An 18,888-nucleotide genomic window follows, 5' to 3' on the forward strand; every position below is an offset into this window, starting at 1 on the left:
AGGCTAACACCGATGGCGCAAAAATGGAATCCTTGTTTTGGCGCGATATTTCCCTAATTCATCTTATTATGAATACCGTGGGCCGGTTATCTTCCCAATCTCCAGTTTTTCTCGTCGCTTGTGTCGCCAGGAAGTTGGACCGCCCTGCTCCGGCTCGCGACCTTTATATATCGGCTTGGTTCCGCAAGGCCCGCGCATATGTCGAGCGTCAGGGTCGCCAGTGGTTTATCCTCTCCGCCAAGCATGGTTTGATCGACCCCGATGACGTCATACCACCCTATGATGAGTCACTTGTTCGGATGCCTGCCTCTGAGCGACTTCTTTGGGGAACGCGCGTGATCGAAACGATAGGGCGCAAGATCGAGGTCGACACGCCTCTGATCGTGCTCGTAGGACGAAAATACCGCGAACCGATCTGGCCAGCTATCGCAAGCCGATCATCCGTCCCAATGGAGGGACAGGGCATCGGAGCGCAACTGGCCTGGCTCGGCCGGAACTGAGAAGATGGCTTCGCGATTGGCCGTCGAAGGCATCGAAATCTCAGTTTCGTTCTGGAGACCGGCGATCACCATACTCGATGGCACGTTACTCAGCCCGATCGCGATATCAGCCGTGGGGCAGCCTAGCGCGCGACAGCAGCATCCAGCCACGCGACGAAGGCACCATCGGCAAAGCGCGCCGGTGTCACTACGAAGTCCGCGTCCACGGCTGTGATACTATCCTCCGCCGAAGCGACTGCGATAATGAGCCGTTGCAGCTCTCGACCTTCGCGCCCGGCGGTCAATTTGATGCGGGGTGCATCTGCATTCGCGCCAACCCCAATACATCGTTCGACCTCGCACTCTACCCCGTGAGCGTCGAGGGCGACTTGCAGCGCCTCGAGCGCGCGCAAGACATCGCGTTCCAACTCAGAGGCGACCGGGATAAACCTGCCCGCATGGTAGATCGGATGGGCACATGCACGGATGGCCTCGGCTGTCCCGTCGGCGGAAAGGCCGCATTGGACGAGCGCGAGATATGGTCCGCCCGCCGCCCCCGCTGTGGTGATGCTCTCCTTGACCCGCAGCGGCAAGCGTTTCGGGCCATAAAGCAACGGGGCGCGCACATGGGTCGCATAGGTCGCAACGAAGCCGGAAATCATGCCGCCCGGGATCGCGGTCCTTGCATGCCGCCCCGCGGTTTTCAGCCGATCCGCAACATCGCCATTTCGCAGATGAGAGTGATGGGTCCAGAAAATGTCGCTGAGCGGCAGGCCCGGCAGAACCTCAAAATCCGCACTCGCGGCTTGCAGGGCTGCAAATTCGCTGAGAAGCGACGGGTCGTCAGGCGCTCGCGCGGGTGCCTCAATGCGATTGCAATGACCAGCTGCGATTATGGCCAGCAGCAACTCGCCCAACGAATTCCCATCAAATGGGATCGCACTCGGAGCCGTTCGGGCGGTGGCCAATCTACGGAATCGCGTCGTGTCAACAACCGGTTCTTCGCTGTCTGCCGTCATAAGCGCCAACCCGCCCTCTGTCTGCCCGACATTCTGTAGCGATTGTCCAACCGCGAGGAAATGGTGGGTCCCAGGCGCGGATCCGGATCAGGTGGGGATGCGCGGTGGTTGACATGTGACGTCGGGACAAATGCCTTGCGAGCCTATGCGATCACCTTTCGAAAATGTCGACACCGTACAGACGGCGCATGTGACCGGCGACTTTCGCGGCATAGGCGCGCTGGCGCCAGGCCGTCGGACTGTGATAGGCTCCCACGGCTTTCCAATAATCTCCGGTCGCCGCCAAGCCGGAAAGAAATATCCACCGCGCCACTTCCGCGTTGAAGCAGGGATCGAAGCGCAGCCAATAGCGAACCTGGCCCTGCGGTCTCCCGACCAGCCTCGATATCTTTGGAATCCAGCTAGTGTTGATCTGAAGTGGCCCCAGGTCATGGGTGCCGTTGGTATTGGCCACTTCCGCTCCAAGCCAGCCAGCCTCCTGTGCCCGGAGGCCGCGCAGTGTCTTCTCGAGCCAGTCATGGCCGCGAGCAGCCTGCCGGACGCACTGGGCGATCTGCGCTTCTTCTACGCTGCGCCTCTCGGCAGCCAAGGCGGGAGACGCGGGGGTTAGGGTAGCGGCGAGCGCCGCCAGCATTATTGCGGCCTTGCTCACGACTACCTCGCTTTCCAGTGTTCGGGATGGGCGCTGCCGCGCGCTATCGAAGGATTGCATGACGGCAATTCGAAGGGCCCACCCGTCAGCAGCGCCAGCAGGGTCCGTCCCGAGATGACGTCCACGCTCGCGCAGCCGTCGAGAATGGTGCGACTAGTCCCGCCGGTTCGCCCGGTGTGGATGAAAAGTCCTCGCTTACGACGCGCCGCGCAGAGATCGGCAAATGCGCGGACATGCTCGGGTCGGATCGTGTCGCGATAACGCTTTGCCTGGATCAGATAGCGTTTGCCGTCGATCACGATCTCGCCGTCAATACCGCCATCGCCGGTATAGCGGCGGTTGCGCACGACGCGGTGACCGCGCAGTTCGAAGGCTTCAAGCAGCAGTTCCTCGAATGCCAGCGGATCCATTGCCCGTAGCCGCGCATAGATCATCGTTGCTGGCTGACTCTGGTCACGACCACGCAATTGCCTGCACATGGTCCGCGCCTGTTGCCGTCGCCAGCGATGCCGGATCGGGACGCGGTAGCGCCGCAGCAGCCACAAGAGGACTGCTACGGAGGTGAAAGACAGCAGAAGGACAAGCATGGGGCGTGCTCCTATCGGTCATGCCCGCCATGACCGGAGTGGCCATGATCGGGATGTGGTTGGGATTGCGGTTGGGACGGAACAGGATCGTCGCGACTGGCATCGCTTGCCCGGTGCTCGGCATCGCGGGCGAGGCCGCCGCGCAGGAAGCGTTCAATCGACTGGGCGCCTTGCAGCACGCGATTGGCGAGGAACTCGCCGATGCCGCGCGGTTCACGCGCTGGAAGCACGTCACGCTCCCGCGTCTTGCGCTCCTGTTCTTCGCGCCGCACCTCGCGGTCGCGCGCATTGCTTTGGCGTGATTTGTCGATCCGGTCCTTGTGGCGTTGACCGCGAAATCGGTGGCTATCCTTGGCGAGCCGGCCGAGCCCTTCGATCGAGGAGGATTTCTCGCCGCTATATTTGGCGAGCTTCTCCGCTAGGGCGCTCAGATTCTCGGTCCAGAGCCGAACGCTGTAGCGGGCGCGTGTGATCGCCGTGTAGAAGTTCTGGCCGTTGACGAGCCCCGATCCAACCGGCGCGAGTAAATAGACCCGCGCGTAGGTCTTGGATTGAGCAGAATATACCGTCTCTGAATATCCGTGATCCCAGGTTTTGTGCTTGTCGAGATCAATCTCCTGGGTTCGATTCCCGCGATCCCATCGGACCGTGGCAATGGTTCCATCCAATTTCTCGACGGTGCCGCGCTCAGCGTTCTTGACCCCCAGTTCCTTGTTGACCAGCCGCCATTGGATGCGGTCGCCTGCAGAAAGGTCACGCAGCTCCGAAACGAAGACGTTGACGTTGGATGCTTTGCTGAGCCTCGGATTCCAGGCGATCGTGCGCCCGTTCTGGTCAACCAGATGGACAACCTGACGGCCGCGGCTGTCCCGCCCGGTGCCGGTCACGCGATATTCGGTTGCGCGAGCAAGGCCGAGACCGGCATTGTCGCGAGAGAACATCACGACCTGGCCGCCCGAATAGAAGCGCGCGAAGTGCTTCTCCTGATCGGTCATGCCCGCTGGGCTGAGGATCTGCAGCCGGGCTTCCTGAGCGGCGATGCCGCCCTCGGTCTTCAGCACTTCCCTGATCTGGCTGTTGACGATCAGTCGCGTCGCGTTGTCGAGAACGAGGATGTTGGTCGCCTCGCGGGCAGCCGGCTTGAGGCCGGTCCACGCCCCAACGAGGTTCTTCGCCAGATCTTCAGCGGAGCCGCCAGCGGTCACCCGCTCGAGCGCGGCGATGGATCCAGTGTAATTTCCTTCCCGAGCGAGGGAAACGGCCTTCTTGATGGAGACGGTGTCCTGCCGGATCGCCTGGGTCAGCTCGGCGGTCGGCATGCCAAGCTTCTGGAGCAGCCAGAAGGGCTTTCCCTGTTCGATGGCGCCGGTCTGCTTGATGTCGCCGAGCAGGATCAGGCGTGCGCCGGTTTCCCGGCTGATTTCGAGGATACGAGTCGCCTGGCGGTTGCCGAGCTGGCCCGCTTCGTCGAGCACGAGGATGTTCCGGTCGGTAAGGCCGCGCCCGCCGCTGGCCAGCAGGGCGGCAACCGTTTGGGATTTGATCCCCGCATCCGCGCCGAGACCGCTTGCCGCCGAGGAAGTCGGCGCCAGCGCGATCGGTTCGAACTGCGGCCGCACCGCCTCGACCATGGCCTTGACCAGAGTGGACTTGCCGGCTCCCGCCACGCCCTGGATCGCAACCAGCCGGTCATTCCCCAAAGCAATGACATGAAGCGCCTTGGTCTGATCCGCCGTAAGCCGGTTCGCGCGGGCCGCCTGATCGAGCCGCTCTGCGGTCGCAGTCGGAGGCGCATCGCCCATGGCAAGGGAAAGATGCTCGGAGAGCGCGATCTCGGTGCGGATCGAACGAAGGCTGGTTCGCCCCCTGACAAGGAGTTCGTCGCCGGTCTGCCGGTAGGTACGATAGAGCTTGGCCCGTTGTTCCTGCGCCGCGATCAGCGGGCGAATATCGGACAAACGCACCTCCCCTACATGCGAGGCAAGGCCAGTGCGCAGGATCAGCCCGACATTGTTGACGGCCTGATGGGTTTCGGTTTGCCGGATGCCGAAAGCTGCGCCGCGCGCCGCGGCACGGGGATCGATATCTTGCGGCTGGCCTTCCTGGCGTGCCGCCTCCTTCGCGATCTCCTTGAGGGTCTCGAGGTGATCACCTGCGCGCGCAGTCCAACGATCCTGCAGGTCTGCGAGGCCGACCTTCTGCTTGGCGCGGCGGGTCGCATAGAACGATTTGACACGCTGCGCCTGCCCCTCAAGACCATGTTCGCGAGCATGAGCGTTGATCTGTTCGGCGCGCTGGGAATAGTCGCGAATAAGGTCTTTGGGGACGCATCTGATCTCGAACAGACCGCGGCGCGGATCGAACTCGATGCCGAAGCCCATACCGCGCAGGTCGCGTGCGAGGTCGTTGCGGTAAACCTGGCCCGCGACCGTCTGCTCAAGGTACATGGCGCGGGTTTCGAGACTGGCGAAGTTCTGCCCCTCGCCATGGTTCGTCATGTTGAGGAAAACGAGATGAGTGTGGAGCTGGGGATCGAGCTCACGGCTCGAATGTTCGGTGAAGCGCGCAACAAGCAGACGCCCGGTCGTTTCGTGAACGATCTCGCCGTTCACCCGCCGCCGCAGCTCGGCATATTCCTCGAGATAGGCGATGGTTGAGGTTACGGCACGTTCATGCGCCGCGATGATGCGCTCGTCACCCAGCACCAGCGCCATGATCGATACCGATTTGGGGGCGCTGATCGCGAAATCCCAACCGGGATGATGCTGGATGGTCCCATCCTTGCGTCGACGACCGAGTTGCTGATCACCGATCTTGCCGGCGAGCAGTTCCTTGAACGTCGCAGGATCGACGGGACCCTCGAGCCCGAGATCGGCGGCGAGCTTGCCGCCCCATTCGCTCGGTTCGTTCCCGCCTTTCGTATAATAGTCGCCGATCGTGTAGTAGCGCGCGATATTGGCGGGTGCGCCCTTTAGCCTGCGGGGATGGATCATGCCGGCCTCGCGGGATCACGCGGACCGGCGGTACGGGCATGGGCGTCCAGCGACACCCGCATCCGTCCACGCGCCGCGCCCAGGAAGGTCACCGGCCCGGTGTCGCCGGGCGGCGGTGCTTCGGGCGCATCGCGCTTGTCCGCGTCGCCCTGATCCATATCGACCGGAAACGGCTCGAATGCGTCAGGGTCGGGGGACGGTGCAGACGGCGGTGCGTCCTGGCCGAACAGGTCGGGCTGGCCGTCCGGCGCCTTGGGCGGAGATGCTCCGCGTTCGGCCGCATCCCGCTGGGCGGCGGCGCGCGCTCGCGAGGCTGCCCGAACATGGGCGATAATCTCCCCGCCCACGGCCAGGCGCTTGGGAGGCGCCTCGCGTTCGACGAAGGCCGGACACAGGGATGCGATGGGATTGAAGCTATCGGTGAAGCGGATGACCGGCAGATTCCGGCCGAAACGAAGATAGCCGGCAAAGTTGGGGAGATTGGTGACCTCGGTGTGCATCACCAGCGGGCGGGTCACCTGCATGCGCGAGAGGTTCACCCCGTCGCGCATGTCGTTCACCCCGTAGGACATGCCCTCATTGGCCTCGACCTGTTCGACCTGACCGAGATTTTCCGAGACGTGCTTTGCCGTATCGGTGTCGTTGGCCCTGAGCGCGACCCAGGTCGAGCAGTAGCCGGTGATGGCCGCTGCATCCTCTTTGCCGTAGGTCGCGTTGAGTTGGGGATAGGACTGGAACCCCAAGATGCCGCAGCCGCCATATTTGCGTGCGCGGGCAAGGAAGTCCGACAGGCTGGGCAGCTTCTGGAGTGTCGGCAACTCGTCGATCACGCAATAGAGCCGCCGGTTGCGATCGGGCGCAAGGCTCATGATCGCGCTGATCGCGATGTCGAGCCAGACCGTGATCAGGGGGCGCAGCGACGGGAGCTGGTCGGCCTTGACGGTGATGAACAGCCAGGAATCGTCCTTCTCATTCTCGACCCATTTGCGGATCGACAAGCCGTCCTCGGTGTCGTCGAGATAGGCGAAGCTGCGCATGACCGAGGCCAGTTCGGCCTGGATGCCCGCCGAGGTTCGCTCGCCTTCGGGGGATATGAAGGCGGCAGCATCGGTGCCCTTCACGAAGGCGGCAAGATCGGCGAGCGGGGAGCGCAGCACCCGCTCGAGCAGTACCGAGATCAGGGTGTGATGCTGTTTGGCGAGCTTGCGCAGGACGGCGACCAGGGTGCCGCGCGCCGCCTTCGACCAGAACGGATCGCCGTGCTTGTCGGGAATGGTCGATTCCGCGATCTGGTCGTAATGGTATTCCTGCGGCACATCGACCCAGGGGCTCCAGATATCGGTGCGCTGGTCGAGGGGGTTCAGCAGCACGTCGTGCCCCTGCCGGTAGAATTTCTCGACGAAGGAGCCGGCGGTGTCATAGACGATCGCGCGCTTGCCCTGCTTGCGGATCCCTTCCAGGATCGTGGTGATGAGGTTGGTCTTCCCCGTTCCGGGGGCACCGCAGATGAGAATATGTTCCGGCTCGAAGGCGTCTGGAACGGGAACGCCCCCAATCCGGAAGCTGCCGCTCTTTTCCTTGCCGAGCATCCGGCGCAGCTGCCGCACCGTGCCGAAGCGCGCGCCGCGGATATATTCGTTCGATCCGAGGCCCCTCCCTGTGCGCGTAAAATAGAACCAGGCCCAGACCAGCGCGAGGATCGTTCCTCCACCCGCAATCGCGGCCCCATGGATGAGGTCGATTTCGAGCTTGTGCAGCGCCTTCTTGGCAATCCCGGATTCGAGCAGGACGTCGGCCGAGGCCCAGTATTGCCGACCCTCGGGCGTGCGGAACAGCACCGGATCATTGGTCCCCGGCGCGGCGTCGACCTTGAAGCTTGCCTCGACCAATTTGGTGAGGACAAAGCGCTGATATTCGGTCGATCGCTCGAGGGCGTACCAGGCGGTGCCCATCCCCCAGATGATGAGACCGGCGACCATCGTCTGGATGAAGACCTGGGTGGTCATCCGGACGTTGTGGACGATCGCCTGTCCCCCGCGGGTCCATGAGCCCAGGGTGTCGTTGCGGAAGATGCTCATGACCGCTGCTCCGGGTCGAGCAATCCCCGTTCGAGGAGCATCTGGCGGGCATCGGCCATCCCCTGTTCGAGGAGGTCAGGGGAGCGTTTGCGGACCGAGGCGGCAACGATCGACAGCGTCTGCAGGACGCCGGAGAGTATCTCGTCCTGGGTCGTATAGACGTAGCCGCTGCGCGGATCGGCCGCCTGCTCGAGCAGCGGTCGGATCAATTCGGTGATGGTGACGCCGACGATACGAGCGCGGCGCGAAAGACGACCGTGCAGATCGTCGTCGATACGAATGGAAAGGTGGGCCATGGAAGCTCCGGTGAAGGAGCTTCGCAAGGACAGGTTCTGAAGCAGCCGCAGATTAGGCGAAGCGCTCGGAAATCACAACAAAACAGTGGCGTCATACGCGTGTTACGGAGATTTCCGATCCGATTCAGCGACATATCAGACGGTCAAACTGAGCGGAAACACGCGTATGACGGTTCGGCTCGATACCGTCACACATGTATGACTAGATATGCCATTGATATTAGCTATTTTTCTATCGCAGCACCCGTGCGTAGGGTGCATTCTATCCGCCCTTGGGCGTGCGTCCCTGCCCCGCAGCGACTCCGTGCGCTGCGCCCGATCTTCCAGCGGCGCGGGGCGTCCTTGCCGGTGCTGTTCGATTGCGCGGATGGCGGGTTTCGTGCGACAAGCGCGGCGGCGAACGGACCGGCGATGATATGAAGGAATCGCCATGCCCAAGATGTCCGAACGCGAGCGGCTCGCCGACCTGGTGGAAAAGCGCCGCAAAATTGCCGATGAAATCGAGACGACGGAGAAGCGCTTGCGCGAACGCTATGGCGCGATTGTCGCCGCGCTGCCTGTTGAGGCCATCGGGGAACGCGAGTTTCGCGAGGCTGTGGGGCTACTGGTGAAGTTGGGCGGGCCTGCCGCGATCGGGGCGCTAAAGGCGGCGCTGCCGAAGTCCTGACGGGGGAAAAGCCAAGCGGGCGGCTCCCCCATTTCGGGCAAGCGCGCTCCTCTCCGCGCATCCCCATGCCGGGCGATCCGCTGCCGCGCCGCAAGGCGCGGCGGCGGCAGGCACAAAAAAAGGCCGGTGCGGCGCTCTGCCGCATCGGCCTTGTTCGTATCGGGGATGGTTTGGGGCTTGCGCCATGTGGTCCAGCGCAAGCCCTGTTCCGAGTCAGGCTATCTTGCGGCTGGGCCGTTTGAACGGTCGCGGCGGGGCCTGATCGGCGCGGTAGAAATAGTGGGTCGGAACGCGCCGCCCGCTGCCGGTGTTGAACAGTTCGTAAAGGTGGCCTTGGATGCCGGAACCTTCGCAGATGATCGCTTCAACGGGCTTATATTTGTTGACCCTGCGGTTACGGTCGAAGGCCCGCTTTAGGCTCTTGCCGCTGCCGGTAAGATATTCGCGAAGGCATTGGACGCCGCTTTTCCTCGCCCATGCGCGGGTGGCCGCGTCGGTGCCTGTGTCCTGCGCGAACTCGACCAGCACCATATGCGGAATACGCGCCTTGATGATGTCGAGCCGGTTCCAGATCAATTCGAAGTCGTGCCAGTCGGCGGGGCCGGATACGACGACGATGGGGCCTTGCGGCTCGTGACGTTCGCGCCATTTCTCGGCACGCGCGCGCAGGAAGTCGATTGCGCTGATCTGGCTGGCGGTGCTGATGGTGCTGGCCTTCGATCCCTTAGACGGGGACCACGCGCGGCCGGTGTAGGTGTAATACATCGCCTCGCAATAGTCGCGCATGGCTTCTATCGCGGCGCGCTGTTCCTCGACCGACTGGCATTGAAGCTGCTTGTCCTCAAGGTCCTTGGTGAAAACCTCGCTCATGTCGATGCGGCGGGCCATCTCCCCGATTTCGTCGGCAAGCCGGGTTTCCTGCCGCTCCAGCTTTCCGGCGGTGAAGTGGAAGGAATTGACGATACCCCAAGCAACCTCTGCGGCCAGCGGTTCAAGCCGGGTGTCGGTGAACAGGTCGAACAGGCTGGCGATGATGCCCCCGCATTCGGCCTGCGCGGCGATGGGTTCCGGCATATAATGCTCGGCGGGTTCCTCGCCCGGTTCGATGATGGTGAGGGGCAACGGGTCGCCAAAGGATGCCGTGAAAGCGTCGGTTGCGGTAAGCTCGGCGTAGAGTTCCGGAAGGTCGTCAAAGCTGCTAACGCTGCGGGTAGCCGTGGATTTGCTCATGGGTCCTAACTCCTGAATGTGGGTTTGCGGTCAGGGTCCGGGAAAGCGTTCCAGCGCTTCCCCGGCCCGTCTTGGTGTGCGGCTTAGAACGGCACCTCTTGGTCAAGGTCGCGGCTCGCGGCCCCCACATAGTCGCCGTTCATGTCGGCGGTGCTGCCTCCCGGAAAGCCGCCGTTCTGGCGCTGGGGCTGCCCGGTGCGCCGCTGCGGGTAGCCGCCGCCCATGCCGCCCCTCGCCTGCCGGAATTGCGGCTGCTGCTCGCGCTCGCGCCGCCATTGCACGTCGAAGCCATTCAGTTCGTCGCCGAAAAGCGCGATGGGCAGCGGCTCGGCGAAGCTCGGATCGTCGATCATCCCCGAAAGGAACGTATCCTTGCTGTTGCGAATGTTCCTGATCCACACCGCGCCGACCTGAATGTCGATCCCGACCGGCGACGGCTCGAAGATCTCGAACACCGGCGGCTGGCGGTCACTGGCGGCCCCGTCCTGACGCGCTTCGACGCTGCGCAAGATCAGGAAAGGAAGGTGCAGTGCGCGCGTAAAGATGCTGCCGGTGATTTCATTGGTCTGCTCGTTGAGGCTGAAAGTTCCGATCTTCATGGTCTTTACTCCTATAGTCCTAGATGCTTCCGGGAACCCGTTTCCCATCCGCACCTTTCTTTTACCCCCTCCCCTCCATGGGTCATAGGTCATTGTTTTCTTGACAGAAGTTCATCGTATCTGGTGAGCCTGAGCCAAGAAAACGGACGCGGTAGCGGCCCGAACAAAGAAAAGCATGGCGAAGCCATTCCTTCCTGATCGCCGGAAGAGAGAACCTGGCCCGCCTGTCATCGCATCCGGAGCCGCCTTCGCCGGGGCGCAAGGGGCGGGGCTGGTCCGGGCAAGCAAGGGACGTCGCGCTGCGCCCTAGTGGAGGTTGAAGAAAATGGGCCTGCCGACACCTTTGGATCGGATAATCCGGTCGGCAGGCCCGTTTTCTTCTACCGGAGCTTGGGCGGAGGCAGCCCTTGCTTGCCCGGACCAGCCCCGGCACGCCGCGAACCTGCGAAGCGGCGCAGGATGCGATGACAGGCTTGCTCTGACGGTGATAGCGGGTGCGGAGGTCCCCCGACGCGCCCGCAGCGACGTCCGCGCGTGTGCGCAAGGCTTGATGGGCGCACCGGGATCGTGGCGGTGCGAAAGGTGGATAGCGTGATCGGCGTCACCCCATCGCGGGAAGATCATCGATCTGGCGGCGGCCCCTGCGGGCGGTCCTCCTTGCAGGCGATTGGCAGACTATATTGCGGGGCCGGCCCAGAGCAGTTCGAGCAGGTTTGGCGCGCGTCGATAGGCTTCGACAACAATCGTCTGCTCGGCAAGCGCCGCGAACGGCTCGGCGCCTTCGACGCGCCAGACCTGGCCGTCGTCGGCATGGAGGCGATACCCGCGCCCGGTGACGCGCAGTGTGCCGTGCAGGCGTGCGGGAACGCGCGTCGCGCTCATCGATGGCCTCCCGGCCGCGTGCCGGCGGCCCCTGCGGCGCGCGACAGATGACCATGGGGGATCGGACGATCGGACATTCTGCGAGGATGCCACGGACGCTTTGGGCTTGCAATTATGTTCACTATACGTTCTATATCACCCCTATCAGCGATGGAGCCCGCCATGATCGAAGCCTATCTTGCCGAATATGATTTCAACCTGCCGATCGAGGACGCGGCGGCCGATCCGGAACTTCCGGCGCCGCGCGCGCGCCTGGCCCTTCTGGCGCGGGGCGAAGGTCTTGATGGCGCCTATTATGACGCGCGGGAACTGGCCGAAGCCTTCCTCGACATGGCTCGGGAAGCCAATGCAGGAAATGAGGAACCGGCAAGCCCGGCGCGGACCCGCATGGGCGATATCCTCGATCGCGCCGAGGGCTATCAGCGGGCGCTCTATGATGAGGTCGCCGCGCTGCCCCTATCCGAAGCTGCCGCGCATCTTTGCTGGCTTGCCGAGTTGATGAAAAACCGGGCGGACATGTATCTCCCGGTCGTGGCCGTGCGGAACAAGGGGCGCTGATCTTCTCCCACCGGGGGAGCGTACTGGCCATTATCCCCCGACGCTGCTGATTTTCCGCTCCACGCACATTTCAGGACCCGCGTTGCTTGGCAGCAGCGCGGGTCTTCCTTATAGGCAGTCCATCCCGCCGATGGCGGGTGGGGCTTCGAAAACCCCTACCAACAGAGCCGACCGCACCTTTGCGGCCGGGTGGCGGACGCTATGTCCAGGCCACGCGGCTAAAGGCGCCCGCGCATATCTGTTGGTATGTTTTCGAACGCCCGGCTTCAGAAGGCTGGCCCTCTCCCGCAAGGAGAGGCGCCACCGGCTGAATGGCTTAGGAGGCACATATGTCGGACCTGACGGCCAAGAGGCGCAAGGCAACGCAATTAATGGAAGAAGCTGCCTCCCTGCTCGACGAGCGGGAGGACGCGGTGTTGCTCATGCGGATCCAGCACGCGATCGACATCGCTCGCGAAGAGGAATGGATGCCGCCCGAGGGACGCTGGCAGGGGCACCCCCGCGAAGACAGCATCTGAGCGAAGGGCTATCCGCTGATCAGGCGGAGCCGTGCGGGCGATCCGAACCGGTCGCGATCGACCAGTTCACCGCGCCCCCGAGCTGGTGCGAGAGGATCGCGATCGCTGCGAGCAGGTCCGCCCGGCCGAGGAAGGTCTCGATGGTATAGGCGCCCCTCGCCAGGAGCTGGGGATCGAGGGCGGCCCGTGCGGTGTGTTCGCGGGGCCAGTGGCAGAGCAGGAGCCAGGGCCAGCCCGCTTCAGGCGGCGCATATTCGAACAGCGCGATCGCTCCGGTATAGAGCGTGCTCGGCCGGGTGGCGAAGATATCGGGAACGACGGCAGAGGTGCGCTCCGCCGCAAGGAAGATTTCGAACTCGGCAAGCTCTGCGTCGTTTTCGAGGATCACCGGATAGTAGCGGCCGAGAGGAAGGTCGGCGCCGGCCAGATGCGGCGGCACGTCGATCAGCATCATGGCGGGCGCGGTAAAGCCCGGACGCGCGTAAAGGCGGCGCCGCGCGGCAAGATCGTCTGTGAGTCGCATATATGCTTCCTGGTTGAAGAAGGGCGACAGCGTGAGCAACGGCAACTGTTGCCAGATTGCGCACCATCGGCCGTGTCAGAGACAATCACGGCCCATCCGCCTCCCCCTCCAGCGTGAAAGACCGTGAAGCCTCGCCGGTTGCACATTCGCGGCAAACCATGTGGGGCGTCTGCGGTCCGCCGACTTCCCAGGGGCGGTCCGGTTCTTCCGCGAAGAACGATCAGGCTTCGCGTTCCTGGACGTTTACCGCGTGCGCTGTGCCTATGCGCCGCAGTTATGCGGCGCGGCTGTCGGCCAGCTCGCAGGCCTCGATATCAAATTCGTCGAGACAATGCTCGACGACGGCATAGGGCGGTCCAGCATACCAGCTGTCGTCCGGGGCATCGAGCTTGATGGCGAGCACGGTTCGCGTGCCGATGTCGGTGCAGCGCCATTTGCCATCGCTCATCACGAATTCCATACCGATGGTGAAGTCGCTGTGTTTCATGGGCTTTGTCCATGTGCGGAGGCGTTGGTAACGCGCGAGAATTCGCCTTCAGTGCGGCGCGAAGGGGTTAAAGATCCGCACGTCGAACGCCTCGAAGTCGGAGACGTTGCGGGTTGCTACGGTCAAATCGTGGACCTGTGCGGTGGCCGCGATCAGGGCGTCCTCGATGAGATGATCCTGCTGGCGATGCATGAGCTTTGCCCATGCCCGAAACACGGGTCCATCGGCGGCCAGGATATTGTAGGTCGCCGTAACCTGATCGAGCCATGTCTCGATCTCGGCGGCTTTGGCCGCATCCTGTTCGCGGGTTATCTCGATCCCTGCCTGGATCTCAGCGAGCGTTACGGCGCTGAGGTAAAGGTCCTGGTCGGGAACACCCTCGATCCAGGTGAGGACGGCGCCATGCGGACGTGGACGTCTGAGTTCCGAGACGATGTTCGTGTCGAGCAGGAACACGGATCAGGCGAGCCCTGCGGGCGTCCGGCGGCGCGTGCCGCCCCGCGCAGGCACCGGAAGATCGATCCGCGCCGTATCGGCGAGCAGTAGCTCTTTCAGCGACGGCTTCGCGGCGTGTTGCAGTCGGCGCCACGCGCTCGCCGAGACGAGCACGGCAGCATCGTTGCCCCGCTTGGTGACAAGCTGCGGACCTTCGCGCAAACAGGCGTCGAGCAACTCGCTGAAACGCGCCTTCGCGTCCTGGACAGGCCAGCTCTTCATGGGCACCTCCATCGATTAAACTAGTCAGAAAACTAGTCTGTTTACGAGAAAAATGCAAGGCGCGACGAATAGGCTTCTTGGCGGCGCACCGATCTGGAAGCGCCCGATACGGTTCGCACGACAATCCCCGTATCGTCCGACCAGCCCCCAGCCAGTCCCCTGCTGCGGCGCGCGCCAAGGGATTCAATGTGCGATTTTCCTGGCGTTCAAGGTTCCGCTTTCCTGCGGCTGAGCCGTCCAAGCTGCCCTCGGACGCGCGAGAGTGGGTGTTGGCGGCACAAAGTCCAACTAGTCGGGAGTGGCAATACCCGCGTTGAAGCGATCGAGCCAGTTTCGCATGGTCGGGCGCTGATGAAGCGGGACTGCAGCGGCCCCCTCGAGAAAGTCGAGAAGCTCTGTCGGCGCCTGGGCGATGATGCGGTCGATCTCGCGTGGCGGCAAAAGGCCCTGCTCGCGAATGAACCGTGTCATCGAGCCCGGACGGGCTTCTTGGCCGCGCAAGCCCTTGGTGGACGATCGCCATAACCCTTCACAGGTCCGCAGGCGGGGCTTTGCCCGCGCTTCCATGAGAACGATCAGCCTTAGATGCGCGCGAGGCAACATGCGGACCTCGTTGCAGGTCATTCCGGTACAAAACCAGCACGAACTCGCCACAACGCGGGGAAGACCGGCCTTGGCAATGCGCAACTCGCAGTCTTCGCGAGACCAGCCCCATTCACGCAAGGGATAGCGATATTCGAACAGGTCACTGATCTGGCCTTGGCGGTGCGCATAGCGTTGGCTGTCGCGCACGCTGCAATCATATCCTATCAGCCGGACCACTTTCTGCCCGCGAGCCCAGGCGCGTTGGGCGGGTGGCCACGCCTTGGTCCAGGCATCTTGCGGGCCGACTTTCCACTTCGAGGAACAAACGCCCCGGCCGAACGCGATCGACGGCAAGGTGCCGTTGGTCAGGCAGTTTTCCAGGAGATCGGAATAGGGAGGCCAGTGCTTGAAGCGTTTCGGGGTGTAGCAGACCGTTTCGTGCGGTATGCCGCGATCGTACATCCACGCCTCGAAGATCGGGATGAACGCCTCGGTCTCCGGTCGCTCCGGCATCCGGGCGCGCAGCACCATGTCGATGCGCTCGCCCCGCGCGTCCATTTCGATGATCATCGCGGTGGAATCGACGCCCGCGCCCCAAGCGACGATGACGGGCGCCGCCTCCTGCGCCGGGGCGCGTGGATCGTCGTTGGCAAGACATGGCCGCGCGGTCACGGGGCCGTCTCCCCGCACGTCTCGGCCGAAGCGCCATCGATCGCGGGCGGCTGGAGCAGGTCGTCACCGTCCGCCTCGCAGGCCTCGCAGAAGGCGCCCGGATGCACATCGGCCAGTACCCATCGGCGGTTGGCCTTGTCCCAGCGCGCGCAGGCATCGCGCACGACCTTGGTGCTCCCGCAGCGCGAGCAGACGGGTTCGGCATCGCTTCCGTCCGGATCGGATGGCGGGGAACCCAGATGATAGTGGCGCTCGCCCGCCGACACGATCGTCCAGCCTTCGGCCAGACGCATGGCGACGATGCCTGTGAGATATTCGGCAGCGAATACCTCATAGCCGTCGGTCACCTCGGTCAGCGTCAGGGTGGTGAAGGTCGGTTGGCGGATTTCGAGAACTTCGAGCGTGACTTGGCGGTCTTCGCTGGTCTCGAAGAAGCTGTCGCAGTGGATATGCCGCAGCATCGGTTCGGGGACGACCTGCTTGTCAGCGGTTTTGTAGGTCATGGTTGTATTCCTTTCAGCGGAGACACGCGAACGGACGCGCAGGCCGCGAAGGGCGGCATATGTGCGGGAACCGCGGCGTTTACGGGGAAGTGACCGGGAATGCCTTGGTGCGCTCCCGGCGGACGGGGCATCAGGCGACGCGCAGAACCATCTGCTCGTCATTGGCGGGAGGCTTGGCCGTCAGGCGATAGGGCTGGATCGGATTGCCCGTCCGCACGACGAACAGGTCGCAGTCGGAAAGCGAACTCAGCCTTATGGCCAGGGCGTAAGCATGGTCGAAGCCGGCAAGCCGCGCCCTTAGCGGAGATAAATGGGACATAACATGCTCCATGAGGATTGAGGAGTAAGGCAATGCCTTGGCAGGAGGTTTCAATACACGCCGGGATCGATCAGACCGGGAGACGGACCTTCGGAGGAAGTCACCGGGAGACCGAGGGCGTGCCGGACGGCGCGCGCTGGCTTTTCCCAGCCGGCCTCGTCGAGAACGTCCATGGCTTCCATTCTGGCCGCGTCCAGTTCGCTCTGGGTCGAGGACAGCGCCAGTTGTCGCAGAGCGCGCAGGGCTATGGTCATGTCGATCATTGCTCGACACGCTCGACAGTGATGCGAAACGCCGTTCCGTCGTCCAGCACGAGATAAATCTGCGACGCACCATTCTCGGCCTCGCAGCTGGCGATGCTGTCGATACTGGCGCTGGTGCCATGAATCTCCGAGATCACATGAGGTGGCCGGTCCTCCTCCTGGCCGCCGCTCTTTTCGCACTTGTCGATATGGGTCTCGACCAGTTCGCCGATCAATGCGGCGATTGTGCAGGCCCGGGTCTGGATTTTGCAAGCGGGCACAGCGTTGTCGATCGCCTCTCGCAGGATCGGCGTCAGCGCGTCATTGATGCGAATGAGCATCTCCGATCGCTGGCTGGCGCTGAGTTCTTCAAGCACCCATCCGGGAATGAGGTCGTTGACGGCGTGGGTCGCATTGTCGACCAGCCCGTCGAATTGATCTTCGGTCATGGGAGAGTTCCTCGGTAGGAGCGACCGGACGCGACGCGTGAGATGCGCCGGCCCGGCTCTTCTCCTTGGCTCTGGGTTTATCCGGCGGCGGCGATCACGGCGGTCTCATCGTCGTTCGCGAAGGCCGCCTCGACCAGATAGTTGATCGCGCGCACGGTTATCGGCCGGTCTTTCGGGACCAGCCAGGAGACGTGCTCGCGCACCGCCTCGCGGACCCGTTCGATGATCGCCGCGTCTTCGCCGAGCAGCAGCATGTTGGCGGTGAAACGCGCCTGCATTTCGAAGGCAGCCTGCTGGGTATGATAGCTGTCCGCGTCGCAGTCATCGCTGGGATAGAAGCAGGCGTTCTCCAGCAGCGAGGCGAGATCGGCGGGCGTGATCGCGCAATCGGGGCTGAGCAGAATGGCGATGTCATCGAGGTCGTTCCAGCAACCTGTGGCAACGATCAGGACATCGACGGGTAGCGCGAGGATGTCGGCGGGCATTTCCGGATCGCTTGACGCCCGCACCGCAAGTTCGAGCGTGATCGCATGGACCCGGCCGGACACGATATCGGGCGGCACCTGCGCGTCGACGACGTAATCGAAAATGTCTTCCTGCTTCCTCTCGATCCGGAAGGATGTGCCCACCACGCACGGCAGGGCATCATACCAGCCATAGCCCGCGAATTCGTCGACGCGATCGACAGGCACTGCGCCGAGCGGCTGCCCCGCCAGGATCGTGCGCGCAATACACTGGTCTATATAAGCCTCGTCGGACGGCATCAGGATCATCGGCTCGCCGGCGATCCGTTCGCCCGGCATCGCACGATCGGTCTCGGCGGTGCTGGGCGTCCATGCGGCCAGCCAAGGGGCGGCTTCCGGCAGCGGCACACCCATAGACTTCGCCTGCAGCCAATGGGCATGGGAGAGCCGATGGTGGCCCTCGCGGGCGATCGTGCGGAAAATCGCGGCCGTGCAGGCCTCGCGCAGAGCATCGAGCGCGGCATTCTGCACCATTTCCTTGCGTGCGGGGAGCACAAGCTGCAGTTGCCTTGCCTCGATGATGTCGACCTTGGCATACCAGCCCCGACCGCCATCGACGTCGACGATATGAGGCAGGCGGCAAGGCACGGTGACGCCGTGGAAGTTGATCCGGACCAGTTCACGGGGAACGCTGTGCTTGTCGGAGAAAATTCCGATGCGGCAGCCGTTCCAGTCCTCGACCCGTGCGGCTTCGCGCAGGAAGCTCTCCTGGGATACCCGGTCACCGCCGAACCAGATGGGAACAGGGCAGAAGCGCGCCGCATCCTTGACCGCCTGCGCGAGCGCCGCAGCCCAGCTTTCGGGGAGGTCGATCTCGATTTCGGTGCCCTTATCCAGGGAACACGGAACGACATCGATCGACGCTCCGCTCTCCCAGGCGTGCGGAGGAATGGTCGCTTGCCAGGCGACGCCGACCATGGCTGCGTAAGAACGCACCGTGACGTAGCGTCCGGCGAGGCTGAACACGCCCATGCCTGCCGGATCTTCCGAGCGCGCGATTTCCTCCCCCCAGCCGGAATCGCCCAGCGTCAGGAACTTGGCCGGGTCGGAGATACCGCGCCCGTCGTCGCGAATGCGCAAAACCGGCCCGCGATCGGTGTCGATGCGATCGATATCGATCCGTGTTGCGCCGGCCCGGCGACAGTTCTGGATAGACTCGTTCAAAACATCGAGCACCGAACCATTGAAAAATCGTCCGATTTTGGTAAGCAGCGACTGCCCTACAGCGGTGCGGATCGTGGTGGAAAAGGTCATGGGTTCCTCGCGGTTTCCAGCGACGTTTTTGTCGCCACCTTCCTCCGCCCCCTCC

Annotated in this window: 23 protein-coding genes; 4 read left to right on the forward strand and 19 right to left on the reverse strand. The window is 63.4% G+C overall.

The genetic code is table 11. The features are described from left to right. The first annotated feature begins 23 nt into the window (after positions 1 to 23). Positions 24 to 500, forward strand: coding sequence for a DUF6884 domain-containing protein (locus MU856_RS08330; RefSeq protein WP_263588822.1), 477 nt, complete (start codon positions 24 to 26; stop codon positions 498 to 500). A 122-nt stretch (positions 501 to 622) separates the two neighbouring features. Here the strand turns inward: MU856_RS08330 and MU856_RS08335 are convergent, their stop codons facing one another. From MU856_RS08335 to MU856_RS08360, 6 genes are all read right to left on the reverse strand, one after another. Continuing rightward, positions 623 to 1,396 (reverse strand): hypothetical protein, encoded by a 774-nt coding sequence (locus tag MU856_RS08335; RefSeq protein ID WP_263588823.1) that lies wholly within the window; start codon positions 1,394 to 1,396, stop codon positions 623 to 625. Positions 1,397 to 1,649: 253 nt separating this feature from the next. Next, a complete protein-coding gene (locus tag MU856_RS08340; RefSeq protein WP_263588824.1) occupies positions 1,650 to 2,150 on the reverse strand; it encodes a lytic transglycosylase domain-containing protein in 501 nt (166 codons plus the stop codon). Positions 2,151 to 2,152: 2 nt separating this feature from the next. Further along, on the reverse strand, positions 2,153 to 2,737 hold the full coding sequence (locus tag MU856_RS08345) for a restriction endonuclease (protein ID WP_263588825.1): 585 nt from the start codon (positions 2,735 to 2,737) through the stop codon (positions 2,153 to 2,155). Positions 2,738 to 2,748: 11 nt separating this feature from the next. Further along, entirely contained in the window at positions 2,749 to 5,730 is a 2,982-nt protein-coding gene (mobF, locus tag MU856_RS08350) for a MobF family relaxase (protein ID WP_263588826.1), read from the reverse strand. Further along, positions 5,727 to 7,808: a type IV secretion system DNA-binding domain-containing protein gene (locus tag MU856_RS08355; RefSeq protein WP_263588827.1), complete on the reverse strand. Its 2,082-nt coding sequence runs from the start codon at positions 7,806 to 7,808 to the stop codon at positions 5,727 to 5,729. The genes mobF and MU856_RS08355 overlap by 4 nt, the downstream gene beginning before the upstream one ends. After that, positions 7,805 to 8,104, reverse strand: coding sequence for a CopG family transcriptional regulator (locus MU856_RS08360; RefSeq protein WP_263588828.1), 300 nt, complete (start codon positions 8,102 to 8,104; stop codon positions 7,805 to 7,807). The genes MU856_RS08355 and MU856_RS08360 overlap by 4 nt, the downstream gene beginning before the upstream one ends. A gap of 430 nt (positions 8,105 to 8,534) precedes the next feature. On the opposite strand from MU856_RS08360, the gene MU856_RS08365 reads away from it, so the two are divergent. Further along, positions 8,535 to 8,771, forward strand: coding sequence for a hypothetical protein (locus tag MU856_RS08365; RefSeq protein ID WP_263588829.1), 237 nt, complete (start codon positions 8,535 to 8,537; stop codon positions 8,769 to 8,771). 213 nt (positions 8,772 to 8,984) lie between these two features. On the opposite strand, the gene MU856_RS08370 is transcribed toward MU856_RS08365, so the two are convergent. From MU856_RS08370 to MU856_RS08380, 3 genes are all read right to left on the reverse strand, one after another. After that, the gene (locus MU856_RS08370) at positions 8,985 to 10,001 is read right to left on the reverse strand and encodes a DUF2493 domain-containing protein (RefSeq protein ID WP_263588830.1); all 1,017 of its coding nucleotides are present in this window, start codon (positions 9,999 to 10,001) and stop codon (positions 8,985 to 8,987) included. Positions 10,002 to 10,084: 83 nt separating this feature from the next. After that, the gene (locus MU856_RS08375; RefSeq protein WP_263588831.1) at positions 10,085 to 10,600 is read right to left on the reverse strand and encodes a DUF736 domain-containing protein; all 516 of its coding nucleotides are present in this window, start codon (positions 10,598 to 10,600) and stop codon (positions 10,085 to 10,087) included. 675 nt (positions 10,601 to 11,275) lie between these two features. Next, positions 11,276 to 11,482 (reverse strand): DUF5818 domain-containing protein, encoded by a 207-nt coding sequence (locus MU856_RS08380; protein ID WP_263588832.1) that lies wholly within the window; start codon positions 11,480 to 11,482, stop codon positions 11,276 to 11,278. 162 nt (positions 11,483 to 11,644) lie between these two features. Between MU856_RS08380 and MU856_RS08385 the strand changes: the two genes are divergently transcribed. Then, positions 11,645 to 12,040 carry a hypothetical protein gene (locus tag MU856_RS08385; RefSeq protein ID WP_263588833.1) on the forward strand — a complete coding sequence of 132 codons (396 nt, stop codon included), beginning with the start codon at positions 11,645 to 11,647 and terminating at the stop codon, positions 12,038 to 12,040. A 329-nt stretch (positions 12,041 to 12,369) separates the two neighbouring features. Then, positions 12,370 to 12,558, forward strand: a complete 189-nt coding sequence (locus MU856_RS08390) for a hypothetical protein (RefSeq protein ID WP_263588834.1) — start codon at positions 12,370 to 12,372, stop codon at positions 12,556 to 12,558. A 19-nt stretch (positions 12,559 to 12,577) separates the two neighbouring features. Here the strand turns inward: MU856_RS08390 and MU856_RS08395 are convergent, their stop codons facing one another. The 10 genes from MU856_RS08395 to MU856_RS08440 all read right to left on the reverse strand — a co-directional run bounded on the left by MU856_RS08395 (position 12,578) and on the right by MU856_RS08440 (position 18,833). Beyond that, positions 12,578 to 13,081 (reverse strand): hypothetical protein, encoded by a 504-nt coding sequence (locus tag MU856_RS08395; protein WP_263588835.1) that lies wholly within the window; start codon positions 13,079 to 13,081, stop codon positions 12,578 to 12,580. A 274-nt stretch (positions 13,082 to 13,355) separates the two neighbouring features. Then, positions 13,356 to 13,568 carry a hypothetical protein gene (locus tag MU856_RS08400; RefSeq protein WP_263588836.1) on the reverse strand — a complete coding sequence of 71 codons (213 nt, stop codon included), beginning with the start codon at positions 13,566 to 13,568 and terminating at the stop codon, positions 13,356 to 13,358. A gap of 48 nt (positions 13,569 to 13,616) precedes the next feature. After that, positions 13,617 to 14,024, reverse strand: a complete 408-nt coding sequence (locus tag MU856_RS08405) for a type II toxin-antitoxin system VapC family toxin (protein ID WP_263588837.1) — start codon at positions 14,022 to 14,024, stop codon at positions 13,617 to 13,619. 3 nt (positions 14,025 to 14,027) lie between these two features. Then, positions 14,028 to 14,285: a type II toxin-antitoxin system Phd/YefM family antitoxin gene (locus tag MU856_RS08410; RefSeq protein WP_263588838.1), complete on the reverse strand. Its 258-nt coding sequence runs from the start codon at positions 14,283 to 14,285 to the stop codon at positions 14,028 to 14,030. A 288-nt stretch (positions 14,286 to 14,573) separates the two neighbouring features. Further along, complete coding sequence (locus tag MU856_RS08415) at positions 14,574 to 15,542, reverse strand: hypothetical protein (RefSeq protein WP_318153205.1); 969 nt, start codon at positions 15,540 to 15,542, stop codon at positions 14,574 to 14,576. Continuing rightward, the gene (locus MU856_RS08420) at positions 15,539 to 16,045 is read right to left on the reverse strand and encodes a hypothetical protein (RefSeq protein ID WP_263588839.1); all 507 of its coding nucleotides are present in this window, start codon (positions 16,043 to 16,045) and stop codon (positions 15,539 to 15,541) included. Before MU856_RS08420 ends, MU856_RS08415 begins: the two co-directional genes overlap by 4 nt. A 130-nt stretch (positions 16,046 to 16,175) precedes the next feature. Next, positions 16,176 to 16,364, reverse strand: coding sequence for a hypothetical protein (locus MU856_RS08425; protein ID WP_263588840.1), 189 nt, complete (start codon positions 16,362 to 16,364; stop codon positions 16,176 to 16,178). 50 nt (positions 16,365 to 16,414) lie between these two features. Then, positions 16,415 to 16,627 (reverse strand): hypothetical protein, encoded by a 213-nt coding sequence (locus MU856_RS08430; RefSeq protein ID WP_263588841.1) that lies wholly within the window; start codon positions 16,625 to 16,627, stop codon positions 16,415 to 16,417. Then, complete coding sequence (locus tag MU856_RS08435) at positions 16,624 to 17,055, reverse strand: hypothetical protein (protein ID WP_263588842.1); 432 nt, start codon at positions 17,053 to 17,055, stop codon at positions 16,624 to 16,626. Before MU856_RS08435 ends, MU856_RS08430 begins: the two co-directional genes overlap by 4 nt. Positions 17,056 to 17,132: 77 nt before the next feature. Then, a complete protein-coding gene (locus MU856_RS08440; RefSeq protein ID WP_263588843.1) occupies positions 17,133 to 18,833 on the reverse strand; it encodes an ATP-binding protein in 1,701 nt (566 codons plus the stop codon). Between the last annotated feature and the right edge of the window lie 55 nt (positions 18,834 to 18,888).

Origin of the sequence: Sphingopyxis sp. GC21, assembly GCF_025727575.1 — a bacterium.
Taxonomy (GTDB): Bacteria; Pseudomonadota; Alphaproteobacteria; order Sphingomonadales; family Sphingomonadaceae; genus Sphingopyxis; species Sphingopyxis terrae_A.